This window comes from Halorubrum sp. CGM4_25_10-8A (assembly GCF_005435025.1).
GTDB lineage: Archaea > Halobacteriota > Halobacteria > Halobacteriales > Haloferacaceae > Halorubrum > Halorubrum ezzemoulense.
Genome location: NZ_SGTX01000001.1, coordinates 388779 through 404804 on the forward strand (window position 1 = coordinate 388779; position 16026 = coordinate 404804).

Annotated in this window: 14 protein-coding genes; 10 read left to right on the forward strand and 4 right to left on the reverse strand. The window is 66.2% G+C overall.

The genetic code is table 11. The features are described from left to right. Nucleotides 1-91: 91 nt before the first annotated feature. Nucleotides 92-1951 carry a hypothetical protein gene (locus tag EXE52_RS18385; protein ID WP_199239127.1) on the reverse strand — a complete coding sequence of 620 codons (1860 nt, stop codon included), beginning with the start codon at nt 1949-1951 and terminating at the stop codon, nt 92-94. A gap of 1980 nt (nt 1952-3931) precedes the next feature. Then, entirely contained in the window at nt 3932-4594 is a 663-nt protein-coding gene (locus EXE52_RS02010; protein ID WP_089307879.1) for a DUF6517 family protein, read from the reverse strand. Nucleotides 4595-4734: 140 nt separating this feature from the next. On the opposite strand from EXE52_RS02010, the gene EXE52_RS02015 reads away from it, so the two are divergent. Continuing rightward, nucleotides 4735-5475, forward strand: a complete 741-nt coding sequence (locus tag EXE52_RS02015; RefSeq protein WP_049931344.1) for a hypothetical protein — start codon at nt 4735-4737, stop codon at nt 5473-5475. A gap of 59 nt (nt 5476-5534) precedes the next feature. Here the strand turns inward: EXE52_RS02015 and EXE52_RS02020 are convergent, their stop codons facing one another. Beyond that, nucleotides 5535-6044: a hypothetical protein gene (locus EXE52_RS02020; RefSeq protein ID WP_089307880.1), complete on the reverse strand. Its 510-nt coding sequence runs from the start codon at nt 6042-6044 to the stop codon at nt 5535-5537. 108 nt (nt 6045-6152) lie between these two features. Further along, nucleotides 6153-7499 (reverse strand): alkaline phosphatase family protein, encoded by a 1347-nt coding sequence (locus EXE52_RS02025; RefSeq protein WP_086216102.1) that lies wholly within the window; start codon nt 7497-7499, stop codon nt 6153-6155. A gap of 247 nt (nt 7500-7746) precedes the next feature. Between EXE52_RS02025 and EXE52_RS02030 the strand changes: the two genes are divergently transcribed. From EXE52_RS02030 to EXE52_RS02070, 9 genes are all read left to right on the forward strand, one after another. Beyond that, a complete protein-coding gene (locus EXE52_RS02030) occupies nt 7747-8655 on the forward strand; it encodes a PhzF family phenazine biosynthesis protein (RefSeq protein WP_089307881.1) in 909 nt (302 codons plus the stop codon). Nucleotides 8656-8705: 50 nt separating this feature from the next. Then, nucleotides 8706-8900, forward strand: coding sequence for a hypothetical protein (locus tag EXE52_RS02035; protein ID WP_049931121.1), 195 nt, complete (start codon nt 8706-8708; stop codon nt 8898-8900). Between the two features lie 110 nt (nt 8901-9010). Beyond that, entirely contained in the window at nt 9011-9961 is a 951-nt protein-coding gene (locus EXE52_RS02040) for a calcium/sodium antiporter (RefSeq protein WP_049931123.1), read from the forward strand. An 88-nt stretch (nt 9962-10049) separates the two neighbouring features. Further along, the gene (locus EXE52_RS02045) at nt 10050-11492 is read left to right on the forward strand and encodes a D-aminoacyl-tRNA deacylase (protein ID WP_089307882.1); all 1443 of its coding nucleotides are present in this window, start codon (nt 10050-10052) and stop codon (nt 11490-11492) included. Nucleotides 11493-11637: 145 nt separating this feature from the next. Beyond that, on the forward strand, nt 11638-12798 hold the full coding sequence (ftsZ, locus tag EXE52_RS02050; RefSeq protein WP_004598343.1) for a cell division protein FtsZ: 1161 nt from the start codon (nt 11638-11640) through the stop codon (nt 12796-12798). A 61-nt stretch (nt 12799-12859) separates the two neighbouring features. Further along, on the forward strand, nt 12860-13036 hold the full coding sequence (locus EXE52_RS02055; RefSeq protein WP_006628863.1) for a protein translocase SEC61 complex subunit gamma: 177 nt from the start codon (nt 12860-12862) through the stop codon (nt 13034-13036). Next, a complete protein-coding gene (locus EXE52_RS02060) occupies nt 13036-13488 on the forward strand; it encodes a transcription elongation factor Spt5 (RefSeq protein WP_049931127.1) in 453 nt (150 codons plus the stop codon). The genes EXE52_RS02055 and EXE52_RS02060 overlap by 1 nt, the downstream gene beginning before the upstream one ends. 121 nt (nt 13489-13609) lie before the next feature. After that, nucleotides 13610-14572, forward strand: a complete 963-nt coding sequence (gene artA / locus EXE52_RS02065; RefSeq protein ID WP_089307883.1) for an archaeosortase A — start codon at nt 13610-13612, stop codon at nt 14570-14572. Between the two features lie 159 nt (nt 14573-14731). Next, on the forward strand, nt 14732-15979 hold the full coding sequence (locus EXE52_RS02070) for an MgtC/SapB family protein (protein WP_049931132.1): 1248 nt from the start codon (nt 14732-14734) through the stop codon (nt 15977-15979). Nucleotides 15980-16026 lie beyond the last annotated feature (47 nt).

Genomic DNA, 16026 nt, shown 5'->3' on the forward strand with positions numbered 1-16026 from the left:
AAGCATATCGACGATGGGTGGCGGCCGAGGACCAGCGGTGAACCGCGCGGGTGAAGAGGCCACTCCGAGGTGGCGACCGCCCCGTCGCAGTTCACGAGTTGCGGCCGCGGCGCCGAGCGAGCAGCGACGCGCCCGCGATCGCCGCGGCCGACGCGACAGCACCGAACCCGGGGAGGTCGTACGCGGTCGAGCGTATCGGTGCGTCGTCGTATCCGAGGTCGCTCGGGGCGACCGCGTCGGAAGATGAACCGCTCGCCTCGGACGACGTCGACGACTCGGCCGAATCGGTCGACTGCGCATCCACGCGCTCGTCGGCGCGGTTCGCGGTCGACTGCTCACCGCCCGAGGGGTCCGCAGGGCCGGGTCCGTCACCTCCGGTGAGGCCGCCGGTACCGAAGGCCTCGGACGGCCCCGCAGACGACGGGATATCGGTGCGACCCGGAGCGACCGAGGTCCCTACGTCGGGGGGACGCGTCGAGCGATTCGCGTCCACGCCGGTCGGCCCTCCCGTGGGGTCCGAACGGTTGCTGGCAGCGGCGTCGGCGGAGTCTGGTGGAGTAGTAGTGTCCGACGAAACGGCGGGATCAGCACCACTTCCGGCGTTAGCGGGGGCACTACCCGGACCGTCGCTCCCGTCCGACTCCCTACCTGTCGAACCACCCCCGGCGACCGGCCCGCCACCGGGGGCCGCCGACCCGCCGCCGCTGGCCGGCCCGCCGCCAGACGCGCTAGTGCCCGCCGTCGCCCCGGACGGGTTCGCCGCCGTCGGGCCGCCCGGCGCGCTCACGGCCGTCGATCCGTTGCCGCCGAACGCTCGGTCCGTCTCGACAGTTGCGTTGGCACTACGCGATTGATCTGTTCCGGCGGTCTCGTTGTCGCTGAGCGATTGGTTCGTTCCGACCGTTACGTTACCACTGGGCGATCGGTTCGTTCCGGCCGTCTCGTTGCCACTAATCGATTGATTTGTTCCGGCCGTGTCGTTGCCACTGAGCGATCGGTTTGTTCCAGCCGTTTCGTTGCCTCTAATCGATTGGTTCGTTCCAGCCGTTTCGTTACCACTAATCGATTGGTTCGTTCCAGCCGTTTCGTTACCACTGAGCGATCGGTTCGTTCCAGCCGTTTCGTTACCACTAATCGATTGATTCGTTCCGGCCGTCTCGTTGCTACTGAGCGATTGATTCGTTCCGGCCGTTCCCTCGGGCGTCGCGTTCTCCGCGAGGGAGTCGGCCGGATCGAGAGCACCGTAGGTCAGGTTGGTCGTCACGCGGTGACGGTCGTTCGCCGCGGTCTCGCGCAACCGATCGTCGTCGGCTCGGAACGTGCCCTCGAACGTCTCGCCCGGATCGGGCGGTGTCTCGGTGCCGAACGCGTGCTCGCCGTCGGCGACGAGGAACAGGCCGTCTCGGTCGAGGTGGACCGCGGATTCGTTCGGCATCCGGCCCACTGCCTCGCCCTCGGTCGAACCGTTCGCGTCGTCCGCGTCTGCCGGTGCCACTCCGAACGACAGGCCGTCGAGACGAGCAAGGTCCTCCCCGCGTTCCAGCGACGCGTTCGCGGCCGCAGGAAGGCCGGTGAGTCCGGACGCATTCACCCCGTACACGACCGTGTCGTTCGCGGTCGCAGTCGCGGCGGGTGCGAGCGTTCCGTCGGCGATCGCCTCGCGTATCTCGGTCGCGTTCGCGAAGTCGCCCGGCGAGGCCGCCCGCGTCGTGTACGCGGTCAGGTTGCCAGTCGAGCGGGGTCCGACCGTGACCGTGGCGGTATCTGTGGCGGTCTCGGTGCCGTGTTCCGACCGCAGCGTGAGATTATACGTTCCGGGTGAGAGCGGGTCAGTATGGCCCGTGACCGACTCGATGTCAACTCCGGACCCCGTCGTGACGAACGCTGAAGAGTTCGGCGACGCATACGTGTTGACCGATACGGGAGTGGGTCCCGTATCAGTAGTTGTCATTTCGAGTGCTGTTGTACTGTTACCTGTCGTATTGGCAAGAACAAGTTCTAAATCTGGGACACTATGAGACAAAGAAGTCTTGATAGAGTCCGCATAAGCAACTCGGCTGGGGGAATCATTCAAACTGATGTCTTTTTTCTCTCGCCCAATGATGTCAAATTTTCTTGTGTTTCCAGTATTCGTGTGAATATAATATGTACCTGAAGATAGCAGTGAAGTGTTATACTGAATGTAGGATGAATTATTCACCCGCGTGCCTACTGAAACGACACGAGTTGTGTTGTCCTTACTAATTTTGTGTAATTCGACACTTTTTGGGTCTGAAGGACTTCTATAACAAATGGGTTGGCCAGAATATACTGGTTTATTTAGCGACTCGTTACGTTTAATGTGGATACCTTCTGAGCAGGAGACGTTTGTACTAACAGTGGTTATTGAAATAACACCGCCATCTGCAACACCGTCGGAAACAAACTGCTCATTAAGATCAGAGTTACGAAGCAGCTCGGAATCCCTCGGAGAAATCCAGTCACCACCACTATAGTCACGTGCTAGTTGAATAGCAACAGCATAACGATTACTGCGGAAAATACCACGCTTGTAAGTTGTAGTGTTGAAATAGAGAGATACATTGTCATTCCATCCTGTCAGGACTTTCGAATTAGCTATTATATTATCTTTTAGAATATATCCAGTTGAATTGACTGGATGAAGTGATACAAAGAATGGGGTCTTTTCATCAATTGTATCAGAAACTCTGGCGAAAGAAACTACAATTTTATTTCTCTGTGGACTGCTATATGATCGATTATGGAAATATACATCTGCGGTAACAATGCGCCCACTATCAGTGGACAATGCCGAAGAGGTCATATTGGGGGGTAATTGTTCTAAAGTGCTATAATCAGAATCACCAAGAGTGGAGTTAGCAACAAGAAAAGCCTTGACATCACCTCCAGGGTGTGTTGTATCCACAGAAATCGATTCTTTCTGATTGAAAGTATTTATAGAGACACCTCGTTGTCCAATCACTTCATTCTCATCGTCACGTGTGATGAATAATGTAGAATTTGTATTCCCACTAAGATTGTCAACTGTTATTCCAATTGTTGTGGGTGTATTTCGATGTAACTGTGGTGAGCCAGTCGCCTGATCTGGGACGTTAATAGTACCGTCAATGATTTTGAACGGACTTGTATTTGACACATTTCGTTTTTCTCTAGAAGGATGTGTAGAACTATTAGTGACGCCGACACTATATGTTAGCTTCTCTGATTTACTTGCGTTATTTGTGGCAATTCCAGATATTTGAGCAGAGTCAATTTGTATTGAGTGAGCCGTTTTATTGGGACGAATAGTTGCTGTTAAAAATGACCTATTGTCAGAATTCAGGTAGGAAGTGTTAGTTACAGATCCATTTTGAATGCTATTAATTGATATTGAAGCAGAAGAGGTGCGAACACCTTTTGATTTAACGCTAGTCAGGTTCACAAACAATTTGATACTTTGAACACTGTCTGCTTGATTTAATATAATGCTTATATTACTAATGTTTTGACTGGATTTGCCTACCCGAAGACTATCTGGACTGCCAGATTTATTTAAATAGACGCCCTGATCAGAATTTTGGGCTGTAACGGTATTTGCGCCGAACAGTAGCGCAACAGTAACAATTACCAGACAGGCAACAATTCCGACCGACACCCATCGAAGCGATCGCGTTCGGATCATGGCGAACGGGCCGCGGATGCCAAGCGATAGCTCTCGGAACGGCCGAGGTCGACAGTCGACCCGGCGACCGCGAGGCGCGTCTTGTACCCGCGGGATCTCTCACTCCGGCCGATCGTTTATAAATGACTTACGGAGGTGAAAGCTTCCGCTCGAGAAAATAATCGCATGACTGCGGCGCCACGAGTGCGGAGATGAGTTTCGAAAACGGGTGGAACGTGGGTGGGAAGGCGAAGCGGTCGTTAGAAGCGGTCAGTGCTCGACCGCTTCCATCATCGAGAGGAGTTGGTCAGACTGGTCGATCTCGACGGGATGGACGCCCACCAGCGCGATCACGTCGTCGTCGTGCTGGACGGTGCCGATGTAGACGAGGACGGGAATGTCTTCGACAGAGCCGCTCTGACCGCCGTCGCCACTGACCTCCGCGCTGACGGTGGTTTCGAGGATCGAGACGGAGGTTTCCTCGTCGAGGATCGTCCGAGTCTCCTCACCGCGCTTCTCGATGTCGTCGGCTTGGATGTCGGTGCCGTTGCCGCCGATCCCTTGCTGGTCGACCTGACTGAGGAGCCGCCGGATGAGCTCCGCGTCGTCGGCCCGGACGAGCGGATTGACCGACTGCCCGCCGATCGAAGCGTTGGGGGTACTCGCCACGAACAGCGCTGATCCCACCGTCTGGTTGGTGTAGCGGGCGATCCACGTCGTCGCGGACACGTCCGCGTTCACGCCCGCGGCGTTGAACTCCTGATCGACGGTGAACGACTCCGGATCCTCACCGGAGAACCCCTCGGCGTACGCGCTCTCCGGGATGCGCGCCGGTTCGGCGTCGAACTCGTAGCTCCCGTCCTCGCCGGCGCACCCGGCGATTGCGACCGAAGTCGACGCTGCGAGCGCCGCGAGCAGCCCACGTCGTTTCATGCGTTCGGGTAGGTCTACGCAGTTCTTTAAGCCTATCGGCGCGGGTATCGGTCGCGAGAACCCCGCAACCGAAGGCACAAAGTTCACGTCGGGCCGCGCGCGACGTGAGGCAAATGGAACGCCGAGGACAAACCGGGCTGGTGGAAGCGCTCTTCTTGGACGTGGTCCGCCTCCACGAGACGTGGATGGAAGTCGTCTTCCCGCGACAGCTCGACCCGAGCGCGGTCCTGGGGAAGTGGAAGCCCGAGACGGCCGTGCAGTCGGTCGGCTACTACCTCTGGGCCGTGCTAGGTGCGCCGCTCGTCGCGGTCGCGTACCCACTGCTGCTCGTCGGGTTCGCCACGCGCTACTACGCGGCGAAGCTCGACTCGGCGGTCACCCGGATCGGCGTCGCCGGCGCGGTCGTCGTCGCCGCCGTCGTCTGGGGGACGCTCACGGTAATCACGCACCTTCAATTACCCTTTGACGCCGTGATCGCGGTCGGCGCCGCCAGCGCGGTCGCCGTCGTCTCGGCCGCCTTCGCCGCCGGCTTCTCGAAGCTCGGCGGGCGGTTCGTCAGCGTGTTGCTCGCGTACCCGTTCGCGATGACGGCGCTGTTCTTACCGCCGGTTGTCGCGGCGCTCGTCACGCCGACGTTAGAGGAGCTGATCCTCCCGCCGAGCTACGAGCTCGCGCGGTGGATCCTCGACACGTTCCTCTCGGTGGGCGGGATCAACGAGACGCTCCGCGGCGCGTTCGACTTGGAGACCTTCGGCGAGCAGTGGGGGCTACCGGGACTGGGATACGTCCTGATGTGGATCGGCATCTCAGTTCCGCTCGGGTGGTTCCTCGGACTGCTCGTCGCGCTGGCGAATCTGATCCGACCGGCCGAAGACGCCTGACTGGAGTCTCGGACGGGCGGTCGAGGTGGGAGCCCCGTTTCTACGGCCGTGCGGCTTCCTCACTCGTCGAAATCGTACGTCTCGCTGGCCGTTTCGAACGCCGACGCCGAGCGCTCTCGTTCTCGCCGCCGCTCGCGTTCGGCGATCGCTTCTGGATCCGGGCTCGCGTCGTCGTCGATGCGGGCGATCGACTCGTGGACTTTGGCGTGACACCAGCGGCACAGGCCGACCGTGATCTCGTGGGAGTCGTCGCTGCCGTACGAGAGGTGGTGTTCCTCGACGAGCGGGCGGGAGTCGTCGTGAGCCAGGCGCACGTTTTCGAGCCCGCACCGGACACACGTCTTCGCGTCGGTCGTCGACCGATAGTGGGGGCACGCGCGCCACTCGCCGTCGGCACCGACGTGGCAGTCGTAGCTGTCGGCGCGTCGGGCGGCCGCGAACTCGGGATCGTCGCCCGCCCGGGTCAGCGCGAAGCGGCACCGGCCGTCGTCGGTGAGGTGGTCGCAGACGCCGGCGACCGCGTAGGGGTCGTCGACGCCGACGGGCGTCCCGTCGGGGGTGCGTTCCATACCCGTCGGTGGGGGTGGAGTCACTTCAATTCGGTCGGCCACGGCGTGCGGCCGTCGCGGAAGGCGTCGGGGCCGTTCAGACGAGACTGCGGAAGACATCGGGGCCGTTCAGACGAGGCTGGCACCGTCGAAGTCCGTGCGGCCGTAGTCGATGTCGAGCAGTCGGAGGAGGGTGGGGGCGACGTCGAGGAGGTCGGCGTCGTCGACCGTCGCGTCAGGGTGGTCGACGAACAGCGCGGCGTCGTCGAAGGCGTGCATTCCCGTCCGCGGTCCGTCGGGGTCGAAGACGCCGTCGTGGGGACGGAACCCGGACTTGAGGTCGAACCCGTCGTTCGGGAGGACGACGAGGTCGGGAGCGATGGCGGCATGGTCGCCGCGGAACACCGTCTCGCGGTCGACGACGCGGTCTGCGACGGGATTCCCGTCGGGGCCGGTCCACGACTCCAGCGCCTCGCGTAGCTCCGCGCGCGTCGCCTCGTACTCGCCTTCGGGGACGACGCCGTTCGGCTCGCGGCCCTCCACGTTGAGGTAGAAGCGGCCGGGGACGAGCGAGTACGCGCGGGCGTCGTCGTCGACGTCGGCCAGCGAGTCGGGGTCGTCGTCCGCGTAGGAGATCCACCCCTCGCGTTCGAGCCACTCGTTACAGTACACGTCGTACCGCAGGCGCCTGAACCCGTGCGTCGAGCCGACAACGAGCGTGACGTCGCTGGGGAGCGCCTCGCGGATCGAGCCGACGTGTTCGTCCATGGCGGCGTGGAACGAGAGCAGGTCCTCGCGGTACTGGCCGCCATCCTCGTAGTCGCCCCACAGGAAGTGGTTGACCCGGTCGGGGGCGGTGAAGACGCCGACGAAGAGGTCCCAGTCGTCGCGCTCGACGTACCGCTCGAAGGCCTCGGCGCGGGCGTCGAGTGTCTCGCGGGCGTGGTCCAGGAACGCGGTCTTGTCCGCCTTGTGTCCGAGTTTCGCGTTGACGGACAGGCGGTAGTCGCTGTCGGCAAGGTACTCGCGGAACTCGTCAGGATGCGCGGCCGCGTCGAGGTCGGGGGAGAGGTAGCCTGAGACCATCCGCTGGACGGTCCGCTGCGGCGGGAACGTGACGGGGACGTTCATGACGGTCGCGTCGAGTCCCGCGTCGGTCGCGCGGTCCCAGACCCGGGGGCGCTGCACGTCGCGTCCCATCGGCACGTACGTGTCGTAGGAGCCGACTTCTCGGTCCTGAAAGCCGTACACGCCGGTCTCGCCGGGGTTCGTCCCCGTCGTGAGGCTCGGCCAGCAGGCGCTCGACTCCGCCGGGACGATGCTGTCGATCTGTCCCCCCTCACCGTCGTCCGCGATCGCCGACAGCGTCGGGAACGTCTCCGGGTTGTCGGCGACGAGCCGGTACGAGAGGCCGTCGATCCCGATGAACGCCACGCGCGGCGTGTCGCTCCCTCGCAGCCGGTCGAAGAGGCCCATACACACTCATCTGCGGTCGAGGGCAAAAGGATTGACATCGGACGCTCCGGGGAGTGCGGTCCGACGGGCCTCGGAGTCGAAGCGCTTGTTGGGTCGAGTTCGTCATGTCGGTAACGACCGGGGCGTCCGCGACGGCCCCGGACCCGCGACGACCGCGCACTGGCGTCGCCGCTCCGCTCGGGAAGGACCCCGTCCGCCTCGGAGCGCCTCGGGAGGCTTTTTGTTCGCGACCTCGGAGGGGTTCGACATGGAGACCCGACGCGCGCTGCTCGTCGACGCGTTCGCCGCGGAGCCGCTGGCCGGGAACGCCGCCGGCGTCGTCCCCGACGCAGAGGGGCTGAGCGACGAACAGCTGGCCGCCGTCGCCGCCGAGCTCGGCGCCTCGGAGACGGCCTTCCTGACCGGGGCCGACGGCGCGGCCGACGACCGGCTCCGGTACTTCTCGCCGACCACGGAGGTCGACCTCTGCGGGCACGCCACGATCGCGATCTACGGCGCCCTGTTCGCCGAGGGAGCGATCGACGGCGGCGAGCGCACGCTCCGCACGAACGTCGGCGACCTCAGCGTCGCGGTCGACGACGACGGCACCGTCTGGATGCGACAGCAGGCGCCGAGCGTCGAGGTCGTCGACGTCGATCTCGACCGGGTCGCGGCCGCGCTCGGCGTCGACCCCGCCGCGCTGCGCGACATCGGCGCGGACCTCCCCGCCGCGGTCGCGTCCACGGGCCTCCCGTTCCTTGTCGTCCCAGTGAACTTCTTGGAGCGGCTCGGCGAGGCCGACCCGGACGACGCGGCCGTCGAGCGCCTCTCCGAGGAGTTCGACGTCGCCGGCGTGTACGCGTTTTCCTTCGACGCGCTCGACGCCGACTCGACGGCCCACGGTCGGGCGTTCGTGCCCTCACTGGGGATCTCCGAAGACCCGGTCACGGGCACCGCGAGCGGAGCGGTCGGCGGATACCTCCGTCACGTCGACGCCTTCGACGGGGACGAGCCGGACGAGCTCCGCTTCGAGCAGGGCCACTTCCTCGACCGACCGGGCCGCGTGCGCGTGCGAGTAGAGGCGGACGGCGTCCGCGTCGGCGGTCGGGCGACGGTCGCGCTCGACGGTGAGATCCGGATCCCCGGCGGCGAGGACGACGAGATCATCGAGGCGTGATCCCGTCGCGGAGACCGAACGTTTAGCATCGCTCGCGACGTACCGAAACCATGGAATTCGACCTTCCACGCGCGGCAGCGATCCTCGTACTGATCGTCGCGGTCGGCGCCGGCGGCCTCATCGGCGCGGAGATGATGCCCCTCCAGACGACCCTGATGATGGTCGTCCCGTCGATGCTCGTCTTCGGCGGGCTCGCGTTCGCGATCGGCGTGAAACACGGCGAGTTCCGGGCGGGACACGCCTGAACCGATCGAAGGGGCGGCCGAGACCCGCCTCATAGCGAAACGGTAACGGCCGCCACCTCGGGCGGTCGCGGATCACGACCCTTTTGAAACGCCGTTGCGAACCGGGAGCCGTGCTGCCCGGGTCGCCACTCCTCGAACTGCTGTTGATCGCCGTCGGCGTCGCCCTCCTGTACGCCGGCGCCGAACTGCTCGTCGCGGGGGCGAGGGACCTCGCGCTCGCCGTGGGGCTGAAGGCGTCGACGGTCGGCGTCACCGTCGTGGCGTTCGCGACGACGGCCCCGGAGCTTTTCGTCTCCCTGCTCGGCGCCGTCACGGTGTCAACGGACATCGGACTCGGCGCGATCGTGGGCTCGAACATCGCGAACATCGGGCTCGTGTTGGGGGTGTCGGCGCTGATCCGCCCGCTCAACGTCTCCGACACGGTGTTTCGCCGTGACGTCCCGTTCATGGTGCTGGCCGCGCTGCTGTTGGTCGGCCTCGGTTGGGACGGGCGGATCGGGTTCCTCGACGGCGTCGTGCTGCTCGGGACGCTCGTGGCGTTCACCGCCGCGGTGCTGCGACGCGTCCGGGAGAACCAGTCGGCGATCACCGACAGCGAGCGGGACGAGATGCCGGACGCGAAGGCCCGCGACATCGCGATGGTCGTCGCCGGGATCGCGGCGCTCGTCCTCGGCTCGCGGTGGCTGATCGACGGCAGCGAGTCGCTGCTGGCGGCCGCCGGCTTCTCGGACATCTTCATCGGACTCACCGTGCTGGCGCTCGGCACGTCGCTGCCGGAGCTGGCGGCCAGCGTCGTGGCCGCGGTGCGCGGCGAGGCGGAGTTCAGCGTCGGCAACGTCGTCGGCTCGAACATCTACAACATCCTCGCCGTCATCGGCATCGTGGCCGTCGTGACGCCCATCGGCGTCGCCCCGGGCGTTCGCGGCTTCGAGTTCCCCGCGCTGCTCGCGTTCACGGCCGTCATCGTCGGCATCATGGCGTACAGCGAGCGGATCACCCGCGTCGACGGCGCGGTCCTCACCGTCGGATACGGGGCCTTCGTCTATCTGTTGCTCCCGTAGCGCGGACGGCCGGACCCCGGTCGACGCGCCCCCGCGGAGTCGGAGCAGAACCGACGGCTATTCCGTCGCGGGCGACCGAGTCGGCGTCGTGATAGCGATCGTCGTCAGCCGGGCCGACAGCGCCTCGGCGCACATCGGCGAGCGGCTGCTCGAGGTCGGCGACTGGGAGGCGCGCGAGGACGAGTCGCGCCCCGACGCCGACGGGGGCGCAACGTACTACCGGGCGGCGGGGTTCGAGCTCCGCGAGTTCGACGACCTCCACATCCGCCTGTCGGACCCGGCCGCTGCGTTCGACTGCGACCCCGAGTTCCTCGCGTTCGTCTCCAGACACTCGGGGGAGACGGGCGAACTCCTGACCGCGCACGTCACCGGGAACTTCGGCGAGGCGAAGTACGGGGGCGACCCCGAGTCGCTGGCACGGGCCGCGCCGGGCGCGGAGAAGCGCGCCGTCGAGGCGCTCGCGCGACATGCCCCGGAGGGGTACGAGGTCGGCATCGAGTGTACCCACCACGGGCCGACGGGCGTCTCCGTGCCGTCGCTGTTCGTCGAACTCGGCTCCGACGAGCCGCAGTGGGAGGACCCCGAGGCGGCCGCGGCGGTCGCGCGGGCAGTCCTCGACCTGCGCGGGACCGGCGCGGACGTAGTCGGCGAGGGCGTCGCCGACGCCGCGACCGCGCCGCGCCCCCGTCACGTCGTCGGCTTCGGCGGCGGCCACTACGCGCCGCGGTTCACCCGTATCGTCCGCGAGACCGAGTGGGCGGTTGGGCACGTCGGCGCCGACTGGGCGCTCGCCGACCTCGGCGCGCCCGAGGCGAACTGCGACGTGATCGACGCCGCCTTCGAGCGGAGCCGCGCCGACCGGGCCGTGATCGACGGTGACCGCCCCGACCTCGCCGCGGTGGTCGAGGACCTCGGTCACCGGGTCGTGAGCGAGACGTGGGTCCGCGAGGTCGGCGATGCTCCGATCCCGCTCGTCGAGCGGCTGGAGGCGGCGATCGGACCGGTCGACGAGGGGTTGCGGTTCGGCGCGGTCGCCGACGAAGTCCCCGAAACGACGGGGACCGAGGCGGACGACACCGGCGGCGACGGGGCAGCGGTCCGGGTCCGCGACCTTCCGGCGGACCTATGCTCGCGGGCGCAGGGGCTCGACGCCGCCGCGACGCGGGAGGCGGTCGAGCGCGTCGCCGTCGCGTTCGACACGGAACAGGGCGGCACCCGCGCGGCGGGGCGGGTCGCGTTCGCGACGACTCCGGAGACGCCGGGGTACGCGGACCTCGTGGACGGGTTGGCGGCGGTGTTGGAGACCGGGTACGACGCGGTCGAGGTGGCGGCCGACCGGAACGCGGTGGTCGCCCGCGAGACCGCGTTCGACCCGTCGCTGGCGGCCGAACGAGGCGTACCGGAGGGGCCGGCGTTCGGCCGGCTCGCCGACGGGGAGGCGGTCGAGGTCGACGGCGCGACCGTCGAACCAGACGACGTGTCGCGAGCGCGGACGGAGCGGTTCCCGATCGACGGCGACGCCCTCAAATAATTTATAAAAGCCCGTGCGGCCGGCGGATCGACCGCGTCAGCCGTACTCGCTCGGGTCGGCCGCGAACGCCGGAGATTTCGGCGTCCGACCTGCGTCAGACGATCGGGCAAAAATAAATACGTCCGGGTCGCAACGACACCACATAATGGACTCCATCGTTGAGGACGCCATCGACGAAGCCGAAGAGGCCCCCGCAGAGGACGCCGGGGGAGCCGGCGAGAGCGCCGCCGGAGGGAGCGCCGGCGCGCCGCCACAGACCGGGACGATGACCGACGACGAGCTGCAGGACGTCCTCCAAGACCTCCAGACGAACATCACGGTCGTCGGCTGCGGGGGCGCCGGCGGCAACACGGTCAACCGCATGACTGAGGAGGGGATCCACGGCGCGAAGCTGGTCGCCGCCAACACAGACGTCCAGCACCTCGTCAACATCGAGGCCGACACGAAGATCCTCATGGGCCAACAGAAGACGCAGGGGCGCGGCGCGGGCTCCCTCCCGCAGGTGGGCGAGGAGGCCGCCATCGAGTCCCAAGAGGAGATCCAAGACGCCATCGACGGCTCCGACATGGTGTTCGTCACCGCCGGGCTCGGCGGCGGCACCGGGACCGGCTCGGCGCCGGTGGTCGCGAAGGCGGCCCGCGAGTCTGGCGCGCTCACCATCGCCATCGTCACGACCCCGTTCACGGCCGAGGGCGAGGTCCGACGCACGAACGCCGAGGCCGGCCTCGAACGCCTCCGCGACGTGAGCGACACGGTCATCGTCGTCCCCAACGACCGCCTGCTCGACGCGGTCGGGAAGCTCCCCGTCCGGCAGGCGTTCAAGGTGTCCGACGAGGTGCTGATGCGCTCGGTGAAGGGGATCACGGAGCTCATCACGATGCCCGGGCTCGTCAACCTCGACTTCGCCGACGTTCGCACGGTCATGGAGAAGGGCGGCGTCGCGATGATCGGCCTCGGCGAGTCGGACTCCGACTCGAAGGCGCAAGACTCGGTGAAGTCCGCGCTGCGCTCGCCGCTGCTCGACGTCGACATCTCGGGCGCGAACTCCGCGCTGGTGAACGTCACCGGCGGCACCGACATGTCCATCGAGGAGGCGGAGGGCGTCGTCGAGGAGATATACGACCGGATCGACCCCGACGCCCGGATCATCTGGGGGACCTCCGTCGACGACGAGCTCGAAGGCGAGATGCGAACCATGATCGTCGTCACCGGCGTCGAGTCGCCGCAGATCTACGGGAGCAACGGCGAACCGCCGGAGGGCGGCGCCGCTTCCGCCGACGTCGAGGACATCGACTACGTGGAGTAGTCGCCCCGTCCCGAGCCGCATCAAAAGGTAAAAACCGTCTCGTCTCGAATTTGCTGGTAACATGGACGTTCCGTACGACCTCAACAGCTACATTCGGGTGCTGAAGCTGGCGAGCACGCCGAGCACCGACGAGTTCCTCCAGGTGTCGAAGATCGCCGGCGCCGGGATCCTGCTCATCGGGTTCATCGGCTTCCTGATGTTCGCGATCATGAGCCTCCTCCCGGGGGTCGGCGCGTAATGCCGATCTACTCGGTCAAGACGACGGCGAGCCAGGAACGCACCGTCGCCGACATGCTCGCCGAGAAGGAGACGCCCGAGATCCAGGCCGTCATCGCCCCCGACCAGCTCACGAGCTACGTGATGGTCGAGGCGACCGACGGGGCCGCGTTCGGCCGGATTCTCGACGAGATCCCGCACGCCCGCGGCGTCATTCAGGGCGGCGACGGCCCGGCCGAGAGCCCCTTCTCCGAGGTCGAGCACTTCCTCTCGCCGACCCCGGACGTGGAGGGGATCGCCGAGGGCGACATCGTCGAGCTGATCGCCGGTCCGTTCAAGGGCGAGAAGGCGCGCGTCCAGCGGATCGACGAGGGGAAAGACCAGGTGACCGTCGAGCTGTACGAGGCGACCGTCCCGATTCCGGTGACGGTCCGCGGCGACCAGATCCGCGTCCTCGACAGCGAGGAACGGTAAGGCCTCCGGCCGGCCGATCGGCGCGGCGGCGGACGAGGAAGCGCGAGCCGACCCGACCGTCTGACGCCGGGATCGCACGCAACGACAAGGGCTTTATTCGACGACGACGGACCGTAGCGATATGTTCGGCCACGGCGCGCCGGCGGTGTTGAGCGTGATTCCCGACACGTTCACGTTCGCGTGGATCGTCGCGATCCTCTTCGCGACGGCGTGGCTGCTCGACGAGCGCGGGCTGGCCGCCGGTCGCGCGCTCGCGGCCGGGACGTGGGCGCTGTTCGGGCTCTTCTGGCTGTCGACGGTGCCGTACTTCGCGTTCGAACACCAGAGCTACGTCGAGTCGATCCTTGCGCTCGTCGGCTTCCCCGCCAGCGTGTACGCGGGGTATCTCCTCTACGACGGGCGCGCGTCGCTTTTCACGCTCACGCGGGCCATCGCGATCATGCTCTTCATCTACCTCCCGTTCGAGACGATCCCGGCGTTCACCGTCGGCGGGGTCGCGGTCCCGGAGCCCCGCCGGATCCTCATCGAGGTCGTGGCGACGCAGACCGGTGCGCTCATCGACCTGATCGGGTACGCGCCGGAGGCGGTGACGAGCAGGGAGGGGTACGAGGCGGCGTACTCGTGGACGCTGGACGACGGCCACACCGTCATCATCCACATCGTACTGGCGTGTACGGGGCTGGGGAGTATGGCCATCTTCGGCGGCCTCGTCGCCGCCGTCGAGGCGCCGCTCGCGCGGAAGCTCCGCGCGCTCGCGGTGTCGATCCCGCTCATTTACGTCCTGAACATCTTCCGGACGACGTTCATTTCGGTGGTGTCTGGCAACCAGTACATGCACTGGTACCCGGACCTGGTGATGACGATGTTCGGCGCGACCGACCCGTACCGGGTGTCGTTCCTCATCTCCGACCGGATCATGAGCCAGCTGCTGGCGGTCGTGGCGCTCATCGCGATCACCTTCCTCGCGGTGCGCGAGCTACCCGAGCTCGCGGTCATCTTGGAGGACGTGCTCTACCTCATCACCGGCGAGGAGCACGACCTGACCGAGGCGCTCGACCTGCCGCGCGAACCGACGAACCGATAGGGCGGCGGGTCCGCGACGGCCCCGCTTTGGAGATACTATAGATTACTATATAGCAAGCTATAGACGTAGCGGGCCGGAACGGTCGGTCATGACTACGAGGGCGCGAGACGGACCGTCGGGCGCCGGTCCGAGAGCGCGGTCGCGCGGAGGTGGGCGGCGGTGATAGGCGGGGTCGACCCGTTCGTCTACCTCGAGACGAACGTCGCGAAGCTGGCGTTAGCGACCGCGCTCGGCATGTTCCTCGGGCTGGAGCGCGAGTGGTCGCAGAAGTCGGCGGGGATCCGGACGTTCGCGCTCGTCAGCCTCGCGGCGGCGGTGTTCTCGCTCGTCGACGAGCCCGGGCTGCTCGTCGTCGGCGGCGTGCTGGTGGTCGCCAGCGCGGTGTTACTGGCGGTCCGGAGCTTCGTCGAGGCCGAGGTCGACGGGCTCTCGCTGACCACGTCGGCGTCGCTGCTCGTCACGTACGGGGTCGGGGTGCTCGTCGCCGAGGAGTTGTTCATCGAGTCGGTGACGGTGGCGGTGCTCTCGTCGCTGCTCTTGGTGTTGAAACGGGAGCTCCACCAGTTCGCGTGGGGGCTCTCGCGCGAGGAGGTGCGCAGCGCGGTGGAGTTCACCATCCTCGCGTTCGTCGTCTTCCCCCTCCTCCCCGCCGAGACGATCGACCCGTGGAACGCGGTCCAGCCGCGGCTCGTCTGGTCGCTCGTGGTCGCGGTCAGCGCCATCGGCTTCGTCAACTACGTGCTGGTGAAGCGGTATCAGGGGCGCGGCTACGCGGTGACCGGGTTCTTCGGCGGGCTCGTCAACTCGACGGCGGTCGTCGCCGAGATGGCGAAGCGCGCGAAGGGGCGCGCCGACCTCGGCGAGATCGCGGTGGGGTCGATCCTGCTCGCCAACGCCGCCATGGCGTTCCGGAACGCCGCGGTCGTGGCCGTCTTCGTCCCCGAGGCGGCGCTCGTCGTCGGCGCGCCGCTCGGCGCGATCACGGTCGCGGGGATCGGCGTCGCCGTGTGGCGGAGCGACTGGCGGACGACGATGGAGGCGGAGCTCACCTCGCCGTTCAGCCTCGGGAACGCGCTCACGTTCGGCGCGCTCTTCCTGCTCGTGCTGCTCGCCTCCGCGGTCGCCGAGCGGACGTTCGGCGCTGGCGGGTTCGTCGCCACCTCCTTCCTCGCGGGGCTGGTGTCGTCGGGGACCTCGACGACCACGGCGGTCTCGCTGCTCGGGACCGGACAGATCGGCGTCGACACCGCGGTCGCGGGCGTGGTCGCCGGGACGGCCGCCAGCATCCTGGTGAAGACGGCGTTCGCGGCGAGCATCGCGCGCGAGCTGGTCAGGCCGGTGTTCCTGTGGAACCTCCTGTTGATCGCCGTGGGCGTGGTCGCGGGGGCGCCGCTGTTGCTGTTGTGAGGGCCCGCTGAGTCCGGTGGGCGAAGTGGGTCAGGCAGCCCGTCGGA

Coding starts and splice junctions, on each gene's coding strand:
- ftsZ (WP_004598343.1), top strand. CDS start 11,638: ATGGACTCCATCGTTGAGGACGCCATCGACGAAGCCGAAGAGGCCCCC.
- EXE52_RS02010 (WP_089307879.1), bottom strand. CDS start 4,594: ATGAAACGACGTGGGCTGCTCGCGGCGCTCGCAGCGTCGACTTCGGTC.
- artA (WP_089307883.1), top strand. CDS start 13,610: ATGTTCGGCCACGGCGCGCCGGCGGTGTTGAGCGTGATTCCCGACACG.
- EXE52_RS02055 (WP_006628863.1), top strand. CDS start 12,860: ATGGACGTTCCGTACGACCTCAACAGCTACATTCGGGTGCTGAAGCTG.
- EXE52_RS02060 (WP_049931127.1), top strand. CDS start 13,036: ATGCCGATCTACTCGGTCAAGACGACGGCGAGCCAGGAACGCACCGTC.
- EXE52_RS02025 (WP_086216102.1), bottom strand. CDS start 7,499: ATGGGCCTCTTCGACCGGCTGCGAGGGAGCGACACGCCGCGCGTGGCG.
- EXE52_RS02030 (WP_089307881.1), top strand. CDS start 7,747: ATGGAGACCCGACGCGCGCTGCTCGTCGACGCGTTCGCCGCGGAGCCG.
- EXE52_RS02035 (WP_049931121.1), top strand. CDS start 8,706: ATGGAATTCGACCTTCCACGCGCGGCAGCGATCCTCGTACTGATCGTC.
- EXE52_RS02020 (WP_089307880.1), bottom strand. CDS start 6,044: ATGGAACGCACCCCCGACGGGACGCCCGTCGGCGTCGACGACCCCTAC.
- EXE52_RS18385 (WP_199239127.1), bottom strand. CDS start 1,951: ATGACAACTACTGATACGGGACCCACTCCCGTATCGGTCAACACGTAT.